The sequence below is a fragment of the Curtobacterium sp. Csp2 genome, assembly GCF_013347165.1.
In genome coordinates, this window is record NZ_CP054593.1 from 3,500,509 (window position 1) to 3,516,131 (window position 15,623).

Below are 15,623 nucleotides of genomic sequence, written 5' to 3' on the forward strand. Positions count from 1 at the left end.
GGGTGTTCCCCTCGTTCACAGGCGCAGACCGGCGGACCAACGGTATCGTGACCGGCCCCGACCGTCCGAATCGCACGCGAGGAACCAGGCGCACAGGAGGCCGATCCGCGCATCGGAGGACCGGAGATCCGGCTTCCGATGCGCGGATCGGCATCCCAGGTCGGTCGCGATGGGACGGAACGTCACCGGCGCGACGGACTGGAGGCACGGTGCCAGCTGGCACCGTGCCTCCAGTCCGTCAGGGGTCACGTGAGCGGTCAGACGGACGCGCCCGTCCACGCGTCCTCGGCCGCGACGTGGTCGCTGCCGACGGTGCCGGCGGCGAGGGCCGCGGCCACGCGGTCCGCGTGCGACGGCGGGTCCGACGGCACGTGCGCCGGCCGGTCCGCGTCGTTGATGCGACGGAGCTCGGGGACGATGTCCTCGGCCAGGATGTCGATCTGCTCGAGCACCGTCTTGAGCGGCAGCCCCGCGTGGTCGATCAGGAACAGCTGGCGCTGGTAGTGCCCGACGTGGTCCTTCATCGTCGCGTACCGGTCGATGACCTGCTGCGGCGAGCCGACCGTCAGTGGGGTCTGGGCGGTGAAGTCCTCCATCGAGGGGCCGTGGCCGTAGACCGGGGCGTTGTCGAAGTACGGGCGGAACTCGTTCCACGCGTCCTGCGAGTTCTTCCGGGCGAAGAACTGCCCACCGAGACCGACGATCGCCTGGTCGGCGGCGCCGTGACCGTAGTGCTCGAAGCGCTGTCGGTACAGACCGACCATCTGCTCGGTGTGCTGGATCGGCCAGAAGATGTTGTTGTGCAGGAAGCCGTCACCGTAGTAGGCGGCCTGCTCGGCGATCTCGGGCGTGCGGATCGAGCCGTGCCAGACGAACGGCGGGACGCCGTCGAGCGGGCGCGGGGTCGACGTGAAGCCCTGGAGCGGGGTGCGGAACTTGCCCTGCCAGTCGACGACGTCGTTCTCCCAGAGCTGGCGGACGAGCGCGTAGTGCTCGATCGCCAGTTTCACGCCCTGGCGGATGTCCTGGCCGAACCAAGGGTACACCGGGCCGGTGTTGCCGCGGCCCATCATGAGGTCCATGCGGCCGTCGGAGATCACCTGGAGCATCGCGTACTCCTCGGCGATGCGAACCGGATCGTTCGTGGTGATCAGCGTCGTGCTGGTCGACAGGGTGATGTGCTTCGTCCGACCGGCGAGGTAGCCGAGCATCGTCGTCGGGCTCGAGGCGACGAACGGCGGGTTGTGGTGCTCACCCGTGGCGAAGACGTCCAGGCTCGCCTGGTCGGCGTGCTCGGCGATCGTCAGGATGTCCTTGACGCGCTGGGTGTCGTCCGGCGTCCGGCCGGTGGTGGGGTCCGTCGTCACGTCGCTGACGGTGAAGATGCCGAACTGCATGGTGCGCGCCTCCTGGCTTGCTCGCTCGCGCCGGTTCGTCCACCAGCGCCCGATCGATGCGTTTGCATCGACTTGGAGGGTACAACGTAGCGCAGGCGGCGGCATTCCCGCCAGTGCCGGGCTCGGGTGCGGTGCCCGCCCGACACCGGCTCTCGCCAGTCGCTGGCTCGTGATGGAGCAGACGATGTCGGGTCCTGCGCCGGTACCCGACGTCGTCTGCTCCATCGACAGGGGCGGCGCGTGTGGGCGGACGGGTCGGACGGGGTCGGACGGCCTCGGGTGCGGTGCTCGGGCGTCAGCGCTGGGCGGGCAGCGCGGCGGTGTCGGTCCGGTCCGCGTGGTGCTGACGATCCGCGAGCCAGACCACGGACACGACGGCGAGCACGCTCGCGCTCGACGCCATGCGCCCGGCGACCAGGATCGCACCGTGGTCGTGCGAGCCCCCGGCCAGGCCGACGACGAGCGCCACGACGCCGACCAGGAACGTGACGGCGGTGCCGATCAGCAGGATCGTGGTCACCACCCGCCGAGGTGCTCTGCTGCCGTCACGGTCACCGCGCTCACCGCGGTCCACCCGGGGTCCGACGGCCCGGACGACGCCCACCCAGAACAGGGCGATCGCGCAGGCGCCGACGATGTCGCTCACCCGGTGCCAGCCGTAGACCACCGTCTGGTTCGCGACGAACACCGCGTACGCGGTGCCGAGGAGGGTGACGACCCCGCGGAAGCGCCTCGGCGTCACCATGAGCACGGCGAACAGGGCGGCCAGCGCGATGGTGGCGTGACCGGAGGGGAACGAGTTGGGGGTCGTCGACTGGGCGATCTCCGGGCGCTCGGCGATACGCTTCACGAGCGTCGAGGTCGCTGCCGACGCGAGCACCACGACACCTGCTCCGAGCCCCACCGCGAGCCGGCGTCGGGCGAACGCCACGGCCGCGATGACGACGACCAGCAACAGGATGACCGGCACCGAGATGACGTTCAGCGCAGTGTCCGAACCGAACAGGTCGGACTCCCGGACCCCGCCCAGCGCGGCGTCCTCGACCCGCTGGCCGACGGACGTCAGCACGGCGGCCGCGTAGACGGAAGGAACGATCACGAACCCCAGAGCCGCAAGCAGCCCCCACCGGAGCCGTCGCGAGACGCTCGGTCCCCGCGACTCGGGTCCCGTGCGGTCGGGCGTTCGGGTCACCGGACTGGTCCTCCTCGGTGTGGCGGTCATCGGCCTCCTCGTGCGCCTGGTTCCTCGCGTGCGATTCGGACGGTCGGGGCCGGTCACGATACCGTTGGTCCGCCGGTCTGCGCCTGTGAACGAGGGGAACACCCCCTCCGAGAGCGACGGCCGCACCGCACGCGGCACACGGGCGGACGCACCGGCTCCGTACGCCGGCGGGTCCACCGCCACCACCCTGTACCAGGAGGAGACCGAAGTGGCCATCAAGGAACCGAGCATCACCGCCTCGCCGAACCGCGGCCTGGCCCTGACGGCAGGTGCCCTCCTCGCGCTCTGGGGCTTCCTGGGCTTCTTCCTCGCCGCCGACGGCGACCCCGGTTTCTTCAGCCGTCAGGGCGGGATGCTCTGGAACGCGTTCGGCGTGAACCCGGCGATGGCGCTGCTCTGGGTGCTCCTCGCCGTGGTGCTGCTCATCACGGGCCTCGGCACCACCATCGGGTCGCGCAACGGCAACCTGCTCGTCGGCATCGTGCTGGTCGTCATGGCGGTGTACGGCTTCGCGCTCGGCAACACCTCGGCCAACGTCTTCGCCCTGACCTTCGCGGACAACCTGTTCCACGCGATCGTCGGTGTGGTGCTGCTGCTGACGGCGTTCGGCGCCGACCGTGAGAACATCCGCGCCATCCGCGGTTCGCGTCGCATGGACGCCACGGTCTGATCGACCGCTCCCTCGACGCCCCGTCCACCCCGGTGGGCGGGGCGACGTCGTGTCCGAGGTTCGTGCCAGGTCGCGAGCGGGCAGGACACGCCGCGCGTCGCCCGCCGAGCGTGCACGATCCGTCGGCGGTGACGCTCGGTCGCGCCAGATCTGGGCCACTCGGCGGACGACGACCGTCGGGCTGCGGGCGCGTCGGACGAGCGGCGGACGCGGTGAGCGTCAGGCGTCGGCGTCGGGCTGGCGGACGGCCTCGAGCTCGGTCGCCACGATCCGGGGAGCCTCGGACATGAAGCGTCGGACGTCCAGGTCGACGATGATGTCCTGCGGCCGGAGCGGGCGCGTCAGGTACAGCCCCTCGAGCGAGGTCAGCCGGGACAGCGCGACGTAGGTCTGCCCGGCACTGAACACCCGGTTGCCGAGGTCCACCACGGCGCGGTCGTACGTCGAGCCCTGCGACTTGTGGATCGTCACCGCCCAGGCCAGGCGGAGCGGGAACTGCTGGAACTCCCCCACGGTGTCCTTCTTGAGCTCCTTCTTGTCCGGGTCGTAGGAGTACTTGAACTTCTCCCACACGGACGGCTGGACCTCGAACGACTCCCCGTCGACGTCGACCCACACGGTGTCGCGGATGGTCGTCACGACGCCGAGCGTGCCGTTCACCCAGCGCTGGTCGGGGTCGTTGCGCAGGAACATCACGTGCGCGCCGGGCTTGAGCTCGAGCGCTTCGTCGGCCGGGAAGTTCCGACCGCCGAAGTCGCCGCTGACGTCGGCCCTGGCGGTCTTGACCTTGCCGGGGAGCCGCTCGAGCGCCGCCTTGTTGATCCGGGCCACGGTGTCGTTGCGGGTCGCGAGCGTGATCGCGTCGTCGGGTGCCGGCCGTGCCCCCGCGGCGTTGAGCTGCCCGGCGACGTCGGCGGTCACCCGACCGTGCCGCACCGCGGTGAGCATGGCCGCGAAGGCATCGTCGCGCTGCCGGTGCACGGTGGCGAGCTCGACGATGTGCAGCTCGGCCTCGAGCCACACCTTCGCGTCGAAGAACCACATCGACCGGTAGTGGTCGGTGAAGTAGGCGCGCTCGTCCCCGTCACCCGGGACCGGCGGCAGCTGGTAGGGATCGCCGAACATCACGACCTGGACGCCGCCGAAGGCCTCGAACTGCCGTCCGCGGGCCTTGCGCAGCGAGCGGTCCATGGCGTCGAGGAGGTCGGCGTTCACCATCGAGACCTCGTCGATCACGAGCGTGTCGATGGTGTTGAGGAGCTTGCGGGTCTCGGGTCCCTGTCGGAGCTCGGCGTCGGCGATGAGTCCGATGGGCAGGCGGAAGAGCGAGTGGATCGTCTGCCCGCCGACGTTCAGTGCGGCGACCCCGGTCGGTGCGCAGATCACGACCTGCTTCTCGGTGTTCCACGACAGGTGGTTCAGGAGCGTGGACTTGCCCGTGCCGGCGCGACCGGTGATGAACACGTGGTCGCGCGTCGTCTCGATGTACTCGAAGACGGCCCGCTGTTCGGCGCTGAGTTCGACCGCCATCAGGCGTCCGCCGTCACCGGTTCGGTCGGCCGCGGATCCGTCACGGCGCCGCGGTCCCGACGGAGTCGGAGCACGACGACGACCACGACCGTGACGAGCAGGGCCACCCCGGCGACGACGAGGACCACCCCGCCGCGCGCCTGGTCGACGAGCGGGTCCGGACCCCACGTCCGCCCCATCGCCCCGAACCACGACGCCTGCACGAGCCCGAGCGGCCCCTGCAGCGCGACGCCGAGCGAGACCACACCGGCCGCGACGACCACGGCGCCGGCGATCCGGACCAGGGCGGCGGGGACCGAGGCCGAGCGGGCACCGGCGGCGACCGGCGTGAGCAGGGTGGGGACGGCGAGGAGCCCGACCAGGAGCAGGCCGGCGTCGACGAGTGTGCGTCCGGTCGGGTCGCTCACCGACCAGCGCAGGACCTGGGTGCCGTAGAGCGCCCACCACACCGCGGCGAGGAGCACGAACGCCGGGAACGGCTGCACGAGGTACCGCACGACGCCGTTGTCGACGAGGAGCCCTGTCCACTCACGGACCCCGGTGCTGTCGTCGTCGCGCGGGTGCACGGCGGCGCGGACGAGCCGGACCGGTGCCGCGGCCCAGAGGAGCGCGGGTACCACCAGGCCGAGGACGACGTGCGCGCCGACGTTCGCCGAGACCAGGAAGCGGTCGTAGGTGTGCAGCGCACCCGAGGTCGCGACGACCAGCGACACGAGCGCGATCCCCATCGCCACAGACCGCCCGACCGGCCAGCCCTGCCCCCGGCGACGGAGCCGGACCACGCCGGCGACGTACGCGGCGGCGACGAGCACCGCGGCCATGAGCCAGAACAGGTCGATGTTCCACGCCGTCAGCCAGCCCCAGGCACCCGGGTCACAAGGCAGCGGGTCGTCGGTCAGGAGCTCCGCCGGCGACGGGTTCGTGGTCTTGCTCAGCGCGACCTGGTCGACCGGGGTGGCGGTGCGTCCGAGTGCGGCGGCGAACCCGCTCGCGACGCCCATCACCGCGAGCTCCACGAGCACGAGGGTCCAGAAGGGTCCGCGGCGACCGGGCTCGGCAGCGAGCGACCGGATCGTCCGACGGCGGTGCACGGCGCCGAGCACGCCGATCGCGAGGAGCGCCGCGGACTTCACGATCACGAGCACGCCGTACGGGCTGCCGAGGTTCGAGAAGGCGCCGACCCGGATCTGCGCCGAGGCGACGCCCGAGACGGCGACGAGGACGAAGCACCCCAGCGCGATGCTCGAGTAGCGTCCGACGACCAACGGCAGGCGATCGCCACCGAGGACTCCGCGGAGCAGCACGACCAGCACGAGTCCGCCGACCCAGAGCGCGGCGCCGACCAGGTGCAGCCCGAGTGCGGTGACCGCGGAGTCGTGGCTCGCGGTGCCGGCGGCGTGCCCCTGCTGCGCGATCGGGATCAGCCCGATCATCGCGATGCCGGCGGTCAGCGCGACCATGCCGCGTGCCCGGACGGCGAAGCACAGGACCGTGACGGCCGCGGCGACCAGGACGGTGACGAGCCAGGCGAGCCCGAGGTCGGTGCCGGTGAGGAAGACCCCCATCGACTGGCCGAACTGCTCGTCGAGGCTGATCCGGGAACCGGCGACGCTGAGGAACGTGAAGAAGGTGGCGACGGCGGCCGCGACGGTCCACACACCGGCCGCGCCCGCCGCGACGTCGATGGCTCGGTTCCACTCCGGGCGGCTGCGCGAGAGCCCCACCGTGGTGAGCGCGAGCCCGCCGATGGTGGCGGCCGCGGCCAGGTCGACGACGAGCCGCGCGATCGGCAGCCCGAAGCGCACGACCGCGCCGGGGTCGGCGATCAGGGCACGGTCCGCGCCTCCGCCGATGACGAGCGCGACGAGGAGCGACACGAACCCGACGAGCAGCAGCACGGCGGGGCCGGCGATGCGCGCGATCCGATCCACCCGACAAGCCTAGGCGCTGCCCGGAGCGACCACCCACCCGACGGGGCTGCCTGTGGGCGGTGGTCCGCGCCTCCAGGCCGGTGCAGGAGTGTCGCGGACCGCCGGCCGGTCCCGGGAACGGCAGAAGGGACGGCCGCAGCCGTCCCTTCCGTGTGGTGCAGTGGTCTTACTTGACGGCTGCCTTGAGCTTCGAGCCGGCGCTGACCTTGACCGAGTCGCTCGCGGCGATCTCGATGGCCTCACCCGTCTGCGGGTTGCGGCCGGTGCGGGCGGCGCGGTGGGTCTTCTCGAAGGCGATCCAGCCGGGGATGGTGACCTTGGTGCCGTCGGAGACCGACGACGAGACGACGCTGAACAGCGCGTCGACGACGCCGTTGACGGTGGCCTGGCTCTGGCCGGACTCCTGCGCGACGGCAGCGACGAGCTCGGTGCGGTTCAGTGACTTGTCAGCCATGGATGTCCTCCTCGGACTTCTTGCAGTGTCGGTGGGACGTGCGGGACGCCCGCCCGCCCGGAGCGGGTGCCCTGGACGTTCTGGACCGGCGGGCGGGACACCCGGCGGAACCGTCAGCGAACCTACCAGCCGGACGGGTCGTCGCGGACCGACTCGCCCGGATTTCCGGGGTTGTCGAGGGTCTGGTGAGGTCCGAGTGACGGATGTGACGGCCGTGTACCCCGGTACGGGTCCGCGGACGACGAACGCCCCGTCCCTCGGAGGGGACGGGGCGTTCGCTGGAGCCGGTGCTTACCAGGAGCTCTTCGTGATGCCGGGGAGCTCGCCACGGTGGGCCATGTCGCGGAAGCGGACACGGCTGATGCCGTACTCACCGAGGTGGCCACGGGGGCGGCCGTCGATGGCGTCGCGGTTGCGGTAGCGGACCGGCGACGCGTCGCGGGGGAGCTTCTGCAGGCCGACGCGAGCAGCCTCACGCGACTCGTCGGTGCCGTTCGGGTCCACGAGGGCCTTCTTCAGCTCGAGACGACGCTCGGCGTAGCGCGCGATGACCTCGGCGCGCTGGTTGTTCTTCGCGATCTTGCTCTTCTTCGCCATGCTTAGCGCTCCTCACGGAAGTCGACGTGCTTGCGGATCACCGGGTCGTACTTCTTGAGCACGAGGCGGTCCGGGTTGTTGCGACGGTTCTTCTTGGTCACGTAGGTGAACCCGGTGCCCGCCGTGGAGCGGAGCTTGATGATCGGACGAACGTCCTGACCCTTCTTGGCCATCAGATCTTCTCCCCTCGGGCGAGCAGGTCCTTGACGACGGACTCGATGCCGCGTGCGTCGATGACCTTGATGCCCTTCGCGCTGAGCGTGAGCGTGACGTTACGACGAAGCGAGGGCACGTAGTACGTCTTCTTCTGCACGTTCGGGTCGAAGCGACGCTTCGTCCGGCGGTGCGAGTGCGAGATGTTGTGTCCGAAGCCGGGGGTGGCTCCGGTCACCTGGCACACTGCTGCCATGGTTTCCTCCTGAGGTACCGAGCGACCGGACGGCCGCTCCCAAGTTCACTTGCCTGGCGCACACGCGGAACGTCCGGGGGCGATCCGAGGGGGTTGTGTGCGCCGCCCAGGCTCGCGGACCCTGTCGAAGGGCCGAGAGCACCGCGCGACCGCGGCGTTCGCGACGGTCGGAGGGCTTGGAACAACTGGGTCTGCCACGCGGACGCGGCGGACCAGGGGACAACGTTACGCGACGGCCGCGCGTGTCGTCGAGTGGGCGAACTTCGTCGTCGCCGCGCGCCGAGCGTGCCAGATGTGGCCCGCTCGCCCCGCTGCCCGCACCACCTCGCCCCGCTGCCCGCTCGACGAACGCCTGCCCGCTCGACGAACGCCTGCCCGCTCGACGAACGTCTGCCCGCTCGACGAACGCCGGCCAGCGCCGGCGCCGAAGATCGCCCTACGCCGCCGCCGTCGGCCGCGGCGCCAACGCCTGCACCAGGAGCTCCCCGAGCTCCGTCGGCGCCGTCATCATCGGCCAGTGCCCGGTCTCGAGCCCGACGATCGTCAGGTCCTCCACCGCCGAGAGCTCCGTCGTCCACGCGTGGTGCTCCGCGACCATCGCCGCGAGCTCCGTCGCCGGGACCTCGCACGACACCACGGTCGCCGGGATCGTGTGCCGCGCGGCGTCGGCGTAGTGGAACCGGTCCGAGGGCACCGCCGCGGGCTCGGGGATCGCCCGCTGCTCGAACGCCGCGCGGAGTTCCGGGGTCATCCCCCGCACGGTCGCCGGCTCCCAGACGTCCCACGACGGCAGCGGCACGACGCCGTCGACGACCGGGAGCTCGTCGTTGACGCACCCGCCCTCCGGTCCCGGGAACGTGTCGACGTAGAGCAGGTGCGCGACGAGCGCCGGTCGCTGGTCCGCGGCCATGAGCACCATCGGCCCGGCCCCGGAGTGCCCCGCGAGCGCGACGGGCTCCTCCGGCGTGGCCACGTCGTCGAGCACCGCCACGATCGCCGCGACCTGCTCGTCGAGCGTGTCGCCGTCGCGCGTGATCGCCTGGACCGAGTGCCCGGCACGCTGCAGGACCGGGGTCACCTCGTCCCACGCGCTCGCGTCGAGCCAGAACCCGGGCACCAGGATGACGTGCATGCGCCGGAGACTACGCGCCGGTCCGCGACGCCGTGCACACCGCGCACTCGCCGAAGATGTCGACGACGTGGCTGGCGTTCGTGAAGCCGTTCGCGGCCGCGACGTCCTGCGCCCACCGCTCGACCGGGTCGGCCTCGATCTCGACCGTGCGGCCGCAGTTCCGGCAGATCAGGTGGTGGTGGTGCGTGTCGGTGGTGCAGGCACGGTAGAGCGACTCGCCGTCCTGCTGCAGCGAGTCGGCGTCACCCTCGGTCGCCAGGTCAGCGAGCGCCCGGTAGACGGTGGCCAGACCGATCGTGGACCCGTCGTCCCGCAGGTGCTGGTGCAGCGCCTGCGCGCTGACGAACCCCTCGGTGCTCGACAGGGCGGTGCGCACCGCCTCGCGCTGCCAGGTGTTCCGCTTCGGCTTCTGCACGGCGTTCACGCGGTGACTCCTTCCCTGCGGCCCGCGTCGGTCGACACGTCGGCTCCGCCGGCCGGGAGGCGCGGCTCGCCCCCGGCGGTCTGCTCGCGGACCGCGACCCGGTCGCGTCCACGGCGGTCCCTCCTGGAGCCGACGATGCGGCAGACGACCCAGATGAGGAACGAGATGGTGGTGACGTACGGACTGATCGGCAGCCCGCCACCGAGGGCGAGCAGGATGCCGCCGACGACCGACACGACCGCGAACACCGTCGACAGGACGGGGACGACCACCGGGTGCGAGGTCAGTCGGAGCGCGGCGGCGGCCGGGGTCACGAGGAGCGACAGGACGAGCAGCGCGCCGACGATCTGCACGGACACCGCGGTCGCCAGGCCGAGCGCGAGCATGAACACGAGCGCGAGCGTCCGGACCGGGACCCCGGCGGCCGCGGCGACGTCCGGGTCGACCGAGGAGAACATCAGCGGGCGCCAGACGAGCAGCAGCGTCACGACGACGATCGCCGACACGACCACGAGCGAGGTGAGCTGGGGGTTGTCGACCGAGACGATCTGCCCGGTGAGCAGGCCGAACTTGTTCGCCGCGCGGCCCTTGTAGAGCGCGAGGCAGAGGATGCCGAGACCGAGGCCGAACGGCATCAGGACGGCGATGATCGAGTTGCGTTCGCGGGCCCGGGAGCCGAGCAGCCCGATGAGCAGCGCCGCGACGACCGACCCGACGAGCGAGCCGGTGACGACGTTCGCGCCGAACAGCAGCGCCGCGCTCGCCCCCGCGAAGGACAGCTCCGAGATGCCGTGCACCGCGAACGGCATGTTCCGGGCAACGACGAACGGGCCGATCAGGCCGCCGACGATGCCGAGCACCGCGCCGGCCCAGATCGAGTTCTGGACGAGCACGAGCAGCTCGCCGTAGTCCTGGAACGAGAAGACGGTCGACAGCACGTCCATCAGATCCGCCCTTCGTCCGGCACGGTCGCGTGCGGGTCGGGGTCGCAGTGGTGGTGCGCCCCGGTCTGGTCGTGGGGTTCGTTGCCGCCGACGATGACGATGCGTCCCATGGTCCGGACGACGTCCACGGGGGTGCCGTACAGGTCGCTCAGCACGTCGGCGCGCAGGACCTCGTCCGGAGTGCCGATCCGGAAGCGCCCGCCGGCGATGTAGAGGACGCGGTCGACCACGTCGAGGATCGGGTTCACGTCGTGCGTGACGAACAGCACCGCGGCGCCCTGCTGCTGCCGCTGCCGGTCGATCAGTTCGGTGACGCCGCGCTGGTGCCGCAGGTCGAGCGAGATGAGGGGTTCGTCGCACAGGAGCAGCGCGGGGTCGGCCGCGATCGCCTGCCCGACGCGGGTGCGCTGCTGCTCGCCGCCGGACAGCTCGGCGACGGGGGCGTCCGCGAACGCCGTCGCGCCGACCTCGTCGAGGATCCGGTCGATCCGCGCGCGCTCCGCACGACTGGCCGGCAGCACGCCCCAGCGCGAACCGGTCACGCCCTGCGCGACCATGTCCCGCGCGCGGAGCGGGGTACCGGACTCCATGAGCCGCTGCTGCGGGATGTACCCGATCCGCCGGTGGCCGCGTCGGACGGGCTGGCCGAGGAACGACATCGTGCCGCTGGTCAGGCGCTGCTGGCCGAGGACCGTGCGCAGGAGCGAGGTCTTGCCGGCGCCGTTCGGCCCGAGCACGGCGACGAACTCCCCGGGTGCGAGGTCGAGGTCGAGGTGCGACCACAGCGCACGGGACCCGTACGAGAGGGCCGCGTCACGGAGTTCGAGCACGGCGGAACCGCCACGGCCGGGGGCCGCAGCGGTTCGCGAGGGGGTCTGGACGGCGGTCACTTCGCGAGGGCCGCCGTGATCGCGTCGATGTTCGCCTGCTGCCACGAGACGTAATCCTTCCCCTTCGGGAGCGTCTCCGTGACACCGACCACCGGGATGTCGGCCTGGTCGGCTGCCTTCTTGACCTGCTCGGTCTCCGGGCTGGACGTCTGCTCGTTGTAGGCGAGGAGCCGCACGGTCTTGTCGCTGAACAGCTCGAGCGTGTCGTTGAGGGCGGCCGGCGGGACGTCGTCGCCCTCCTCGATCGCCTCCGAGAAGGCTTCGGGCGTGACGTTGTCGAGGCCCATCGCCTCGAACAGGTACCCCGGGACGGGCTCGGTGTAGGCGACCTTGTCCCCGTCGACCTTCTGCTTCTCGGCGGCGGTCTGCGACTCGAGGTCCTCGAGCTTCGTGGTGAGCGTCTTCGCGTTCGCCGCGAAGGTGTCGGCCTGCCCGGCGTCGAGCTTCGCCAGCCGCTGCTCGACCTCGGCCACGAGCTTCACCATGGTGGGGTAGCTGTAGAACACGTGCTCGTTGAACTCCTTGTCCCCGTCCTTCTCGACCCCGGACAGGTCGACCACGTTGATGGTGGGGGCCTTCGTGTTCGCGGACTTCGCGAGCGTGGTCATGAAGTCGTCGTAGCCGCCCCCGTTCTCGATGAGCAGGTCGGCCTTCGAGACCGCGAGCTGCGTCTTCGCGCTCGACTCGAACGAGTGCGGGTCCTGCGACGGGTCGTCGAGGATGCTCGTCACCTCGACGTCCTTCCCACCGATCGACTGCACGATCGAGCCGTAGACGTTCGTCGAGGCGACCACGCGGACCGTGCCGTCGCTCGACGCGCTGCCGGGGGACGAGGAGGTCGCGCAGCCGGTCAGGACGAGCGCGGCGGCGCCGGCGACGAGCGGCAGGGCGAGGAGGCGGCGGTTCTGCATGCTGACGACCGTAGGCCTAGTTGATAACGATTGTCAAAACCGATCTCATGCGAGCCTCCACAGACGGACGGGAGGCGCGGTGCCAGCTGGCACCGCGCCTCCCGTCCGTCACGTGGCGCGCGAGCGATCAGGCCTTGGTGGCCGCGTCGATGGTGTTCTCGGCGATGGTGTCGTCCTCGCGGCCGGGGGTCCGCAGGTTCCACTTCTTGATCACGAAGGAGAACAGGACGTAGTAGACGACCGCGTACGCCAGGCCGATCGGGATGAGCCAGATCGCCCCGTCCGCCTTGCCGAAGTTCAGCACGTAGTCGATCGCCCCCGCCGAGAACGAGAACCCGTCGTGGATGCCAAGGGCGTTCACGAGGGCGAGCGACGTCCCGGTGAGCACCGCGTGGATGACGTAGAGCGGGAACGCCACGAACATGAACGAGTACTCGAGCGGCTCGGTGATGCCCGTCACGAACGAGGTCAGCGCGGCGGACAGCATGATGCCGCCGACGAGCTTGCGGTTCTGCGGCTTGGCGTTCCGCCAGATCGCGAGCGCACCGGCCGGCAGCGCGAACATCATGATCGGGAAGAACCCGGTCTGGAAGATGCCGGCGGAGGGGTCGCCGGCGAGGAAGCGGGGGATGTCGCCGTGCACGATGTCGCCGGCCGCGTTCGTGAAGCTGCCGAGCTGGAACCACGGGAAGAAGTTGAGCAGCTGGTGCAGGCCGACCGGGATGAGCATGCGGTTCGCGAACCCGAAGATCCCGCCGCCGATCACGGCGTTGTCCGCCACGGCCTGGCCGGCGGCGGTGAGCGCGATGTCGAAGTAGCGGTAGACGAACGACATGAGGACCGCGATGACGAGGCCGGCGGCCGCCGTGAGGATCGGGACGAGCCGGCGGCCCGAGAAGAAGCCGAGGAAGTCGGGCATCTTCGTGCGGTGGAACCGCTGCCAGAGGTTCGCTGCGACGAGCCCCATCACGATGCCGCCGAGGACGCCGAAGTTGATCGTGGCCTGGTCGCCGTTCGCGTCCTTCACGCCCGCGAGGACGATCGGCGACATGACCTTCCACACCTCGTACATGACCATGTAGCCGACGACCGCGGCGAGCGCCGTGGTGCCGTCGGACTTCTTCGCCCAGCCGATTGCGATGCCGACCGCGAAGAGCAGCGGCAACCACGTGAAGATCGCCTGGCCGGCGGCGGAGATGACCCCCGCGCCGGTCTCGAAGCCGGGGATCGCGCCGAGGAGGTCCGGCTGGCCGATGCGGTTGAGGATGCCCGCGGCCGGCATGACCGCGATCGGCAGGAGCAGGCTCCGACCCAGGCGCTGGGCGTTCGCGAAGAGCTTCGACTGCTTCTTCGGGGTCTTCTTCTCCGGCACGTCCGTGGCAGCAGCGGTGCTCATCGGCGGTCCTCTCGTCGTTGGGTGGAGCTGTCGGGGAGTTGAGTCGGTCGGACCGCACCGGTACGCTCGGCGTGACGCCGTGCCGGTCCTGTCCGGTCATGACCAGTTCCCGAGTCTGAACCCGGACCGGACGCATGTCAACCTGTACGGAAACCCCAACGAGGAGGAAACGATGGCCGACATCAAGGCAGCCGACATCATCGCCGCGCTCGGCGGCGCCGACAACATCGACGAGGTCGAGGGCTGCATCACGCGCCTCCGCGTCGAGGTGGAGGACGGCGACCTCGTCGACAAGGCCGCCCTGCAGGCAGCGGGGGCGCAGGCCGTCGTCGGTGGCGGCACCGGCTGGCAGGTCATCGTCGGACCCATCGCGGACAACCTCGCGCAGGACATCCAGGACGAGCTGTGACGGCGGTCCGGACGCCCTTCGCGGGTCCGGTCGTCGCCCTGGCGGACGTGCCGGACCCGGTCTTCGCCGGGCAGCTCGTCGGAGCCGGGGTCGCGGTCGACCCCACCGGCGTCGAGGGCCCCGTCACCGCTGTGGCCCCGGTCGACGGCTCGATCGTCAAGCTGCACCCGCACGCGTTCGCCCTGCAGGGTGCGGCGGGGACCGACGTCCTCGTGCACGTCGGCATCGACACCGTGAAGCTCGGGGGCGAGGGCTTCGAGCTGCTCGCGGCCGAGGGCGACACCGTCCGCGCGGGCGACCCCGTCGTGCGGTTCACCCCGTCGGTGATCTCCGCCGCCGGCTACTCCCCCGTCTGCCCGGTGGTGGTGCTCGGCAGCGCGCCGGACTCCGTCGAGCAGTCCACCGTGGGCTCGGTGCTCACCGACGGCGCGACGCTCTTCACGGTCTGACACCGCGCGCAGCGCGGGATCGGCGGTGGAGGTCAGGCGGCCGGGCTGGTCGCCGTGACCTCCATCTGCACGCGGTAGCGGTCCGAGCGGTACCAGGAGCGACTGTGCTCCACGGGCCGGTCGCCGGAGTACGACACCCGGTCGAACTCCAGCACGGGCGCACCCGTCCTCGTCCCGAGCAGGGTCGCGACGTCGTCGGCGGCGGGCTTCGCCGCGACGGTCTGCTGCGCGCGGTCGATCGGGGTGTCGTACTCGGTCGCCGCGAGCGAGTACACGGATCCGGACAGGTCGTGCTCGAGCAGCCCGGGGAACGCGTCCGCCGAGAGCCACGCGTCGTCGATCGACACCGGTGCCCCGTCGGCCATCCGCAGGCGCTTGAGGTGGTACGCGGTCGCACCGTCCCCCAGGCGCAGCGCGGCCACGGTGTCGTCGGGGGGCACGGTCTCCTCGCGGACGAGCACGACGGTGGTCGGCACGTGCCCGAGCGCCCGCATCTCCTCGGTGAAGGACGCCAGGTGCAGCGTCGACTGCACGGGCCGGTGGGCGACGAAGGTCCCCTTGCCGCGCACGCGCTCCAGGTAGCCCTCGTTGACGAGCTGCCCGAGCGCCTCGCGCACCGTGATCCGCGAGACCCCGTACTCGGCGATGAGCTGCCGCTCCGACGGGATGGCCGCACCGGGGGCGAGCCGGGTCGTCGCGAGGTCGAGCAGGATCCGCCGCAGCTGCTGGTGCTTCGGTTCGGCACCCTCGGTGATGCGGCTCGTCATGCGGGTCCCTCTGCTCCGTCGCTCGGCGTGCTGGTCGTCCAGGTGGTCATGCGCGGACATGACCAGTGGGCCTCACAGTAGCGATTCGATC

At 71.1% G+C, this 15,623-nt stretch carries 18 protein-coding genes; 3 read left to right on the forward strand and 15 right to left on the reverse strand.

Translation table 11 applies throughout. From position 1 onward, the window contains the following. Positions 1–257: 257 nt before the first annotated feature. The gene (locus HUN59_RS16950; RefSeq protein ID WP_174779040.1) at positions 258–1,397 is read right to left on the reverse strand and encodes a CE1758 family FMN-dependent luciferase-like monooxygenase; all 1,140 of its coding nucleotides are present in this window, start codon (positions 1,395–1,397) and stop codon (positions 258–260) included. A gap of 295 nt (positions 1,398–1,692) precedes the next feature. After that, entirely contained in the window at positions 1,693–2,496 is an 804-nt protein-coding gene (locus tag HUN59_RS16955) for a phosphatase PAP2 family protein (RefSeq protein WP_152999498.1), read from the reverse strand. A 331-nt stretch (positions 2,497–2,827) separates the two neighbouring features. On the opposite strand from HUN59_RS16955, the gene HUN59_RS16960 reads away from it, so the two are divergent. After that, entirely contained in the window at positions 2,828–3,289 is a 462-nt protein-coding gene (locus tag HUN59_RS16960; RefSeq protein ID WP_174779041.1) for a DUF4383 domain-containing protein, read from the forward strand. A gap of 219 nt (positions 3,290–3,508) precedes the next feature. Here the strand turns inward: HUN59_RS16960 and HUN59_RS16965 are convergent, their stop codons facing one another. The 12 genes from HUN59_RS16965 to HUN59_RS17020 all read right to left on the reverse strand — a co-directional run bounded on the left by HUN59_RS16965 (position 3,509) and on the right by HUN59_RS17020 (position 13,907). Then, positions 3,509–4,819, reverse strand: a complete 1,311-nt coding sequence (locus tag HUN59_RS16965; RefSeq protein ID WP_441307022.1) for an ATP-dependent DNA helicase — start codon at positions 4,817–4,819, stop codon at positions 3,509–3,511. After that, the gene (locus HUN59_RS16970) at positions 4,819–6,750 is read right to left on the reverse strand and encodes a cytochrome c oxidase assembly protein (RefSeq protein ID WP_174779042.1); all 1,932 of its coding nucleotides are present in this window, start codon (positions 6,748–6,750) and stop codon (positions 4,819–4,821) included. The genes HUN59_RS16965 and HUN59_RS16970 overlap by 1 nt, the downstream gene beginning before the upstream one ends. Positions 6,751–6,916: 166 nt before the next feature. Continuing rightward, positions 6,917–7,204, reverse strand: coding sequence for an HU family DNA-binding protein (locus tag HUN59_RS16975; RefSeq protein ID WP_058741891.1), 288 nt, complete (start codon positions 7,202–7,204; stop codon positions 6,917–6,919). Positions 7,205–7,495: 291 nt separating this feature from the next. Beyond that, complete coding sequence (gene rpsN, locus HUN59_RS16980) at positions 7,496–7,801, reverse strand: 30S ribosomal protein S14 (protein WP_022903745.1); 306 nt, start codon at positions 7,799–7,801, stop codon at positions 7,496–7,498. A 2-nt stretch (positions 7,802–7,803) separates the two neighbouring features. Next, positions 7,804–7,974 (reverse strand): 50S ribosomal protein L33, encoded by a 171-nt coding sequence (gene rpmG / locus HUN59_RS16985; protein ID WP_022908193.1) that lies wholly within the window; start codon positions 7,972–7,974, stop codon positions 7,804–7,806. Next, positions 7,974–8,210 (reverse strand): 50S ribosomal protein L28, encoded by a 237-nt coding sequence (gene rpmB / locus HUN59_RS16990; RefSeq protein ID WP_022903747.1) that lies wholly within the window; start codon positions 8,208–8,210, stop codon positions 7,974–7,976. The genes rpmG and rpmB overlap by 1 nt, the downstream gene beginning before the upstream one ends. A gap of 436 nt (positions 8,211–8,646) precedes the next feature. Beyond that, a complete protein-coding gene (locus tag HUN59_RS16995; protein WP_174779043.1) occupies positions 8,647–9,342 on the reverse strand; it encodes an alpha/beta fold hydrolase in 696 nt (231 codons plus the stop codon). A 10-nt stretch (positions 9,343–9,352) separates the two neighbouring features. Beyond that, positions 9,353–9,766, reverse strand: a complete 414-nt coding sequence (locus HUN59_RS17000; protein WP_114850372.1) for a Fur family transcriptional regulator — start codon at positions 9,764–9,766, stop codon at positions 9,353–9,355. Continuing rightward, positions 9,763–10,710: a metal ABC transporter permease gene (locus tag HUN59_RS17005; RefSeq protein WP_174779044.1), complete on the reverse strand. Its 948-nt coding sequence runs from the start codon at positions 10,708–10,710 to the stop codon at positions 9,763–9,765. Before HUN59_RS17005 ends, HUN59_RS17000 begins: the two co-directional genes overlap by 4 nt. After that, entirely contained in the window at positions 10,710–11,540 is an 831-nt protein-coding gene (locus HUN59_RS17010) for a metal ABC transporter ATP-binding protein (protein WP_254629923.1), read from the reverse strand. The genes HUN59_RS17005 and HUN59_RS17010 overlap by 1 nt, the downstream gene beginning before the upstream one ends. Positions 11,541–11,596: 56 nt before the next feature. After that, positions 11,597–12,511, reverse strand: a complete 915-nt coding sequence (locus tag HUN59_RS17015; RefSeq protein WP_174779045.1) for a metal ABC transporter solute-binding protein, Zn/Mn family — start codon at positions 12,509–12,511, stop codon at positions 11,597–11,599. A gap of 127 nt (positions 12,512–12,638) precedes the next feature. After that, positions 12,639–13,907, reverse strand: coding sequence for a PTS transporter subunit EIIC (locus HUN59_RS17020; protein ID WP_058741886.1), 1,269 nt, complete (start codon positions 13,905–13,907; stop codon positions 12,639–12,641). Between the two features lie 172 nt (positions 13,908–14,079). On the opposite strand from HUN59_RS17020, the gene HUN59_RS17025 reads away from it, so the two are divergent. Both HUN59_RS17025 and HUN59_RS17030 read left to right on the forward strand, forming a co-directional pair. Next, positions 14,080–14,316: a PTS transporter subunit EIIB gene (locus tag HUN59_RS17025; protein ID WP_058741885.1), complete on the forward strand. Its 237-nt coding sequence runs from the start codon at positions 14,080–14,082 to the stop codon at positions 14,314–14,316. After that, positions 14,313–14,765: a PTS sugar transporter subunit IIA gene (locus HUN59_RS17030; protein WP_174779046.1), complete on the forward strand. Its 453-nt coding sequence runs from the start codon at positions 14,313–14,315 to the stop codon at positions 14,763–14,765. Before HUN59_RS17025 ends, HUN59_RS17030 begins: the two co-directional genes overlap by 4 nt. A gap of 32 nt (positions 14,766–14,797) precedes the next feature. Here HUN59_RS17030 and HUN59_RS17035 read toward each other — a convergent pair whose 3' ends face one another. Further along, positions 14,798–15,532: a GntR family transcriptional regulator gene (locus HUN59_RS17035; RefSeq protein ID WP_174779047.1), complete on the reverse strand. Its 735-nt coding sequence runs from the start codon at positions 15,530–15,532 to the stop codon at positions 14,798–14,800. Positions 15,533–15,623 lie beyond the last annotated feature (91 nt).

Coding starts and splice junctions, on each gene's coding strand:
- HUN59_RS16965 (WP_441307022.1), bottom strand. CDS start 4,819: ATGGCGGTCGAACTCAGCGCCGAACAGCGGGCCGTCTTCGAGTACATC.
- HUN59_RS16975 (WP_058741891.1), bottom strand. CDS start 7,204: ATGGCTGACAAGTCACTGAACCGCACCGAGCTCGTCGCTGCCGTCGCG.
- HUN59_RS16950 (WP_174779040.1), bottom strand. CDS start 1,397: ATGCAGTTCGGCATCTTCACCGTCAGCGACGTGACGACGGACCCCACC.
- rpmB (WP_022903747.1), bottom strand. CDS start 8,210: ATGGCAGCAGTGTGCCAGGTGACCGGAGCCACCCCCGGCTTCGGACAC.
- HUN59_RS17035 (WP_174779047.1), bottom strand. CDS start 15,532: ATGACGAGCCGCATCACCGAGGGTGCCGAACCGAAGCACCAGCAGCTG.
- HUN59_RS16995 (WP_174779043.1), bottom strand. CDS start 9,342: ATGCACGTCATCCTGGTGCCCGGGTTCTGGCTCGACGCGAGCGCGTGG.
- HUN59_RS17015 (WP_174779045.1), bottom strand. CDS start 12,511: ATGCAGAACCGCCGCCTCCTCGCCCTGCCGCTCGTCGCCGGCGCCGCC.
- HUN59_RS17025 (WP_058741885.1), top strand. CDS start 14,080: ATGGCCGACATCAAGGCAGCCGACATCATCGCCGCGCTCGGCGGCGCC.
- HUN59_RS17020 (WP_058741886.1), bottom strand. CDS start 13,907: ATGAGCACCGCTGCTGCCACGGACGTGCCGGAGAAGAAGACCCCGAAG.
- rpsN (WP_022903745.1), bottom strand. CDS start 7,801: ATGGCGAAGAAGAGCAAGATCGCGAAGAACAACCAGCGCGCCGAGGTC.
- HUN59_RS17005 (WP_174779044.1), bottom strand. CDS start 10,710: ATGGACGTGCTGTCGACCGTCTTCTCGTTCCAGGACTACGGCGAGCTG.
- rpmG (WP_022908193.1), bottom strand. CDS start 7,974: ATGGCCAAGAAGGGTCAGGACGTTCGTCCGATCATCAAGCTCCGCTCC.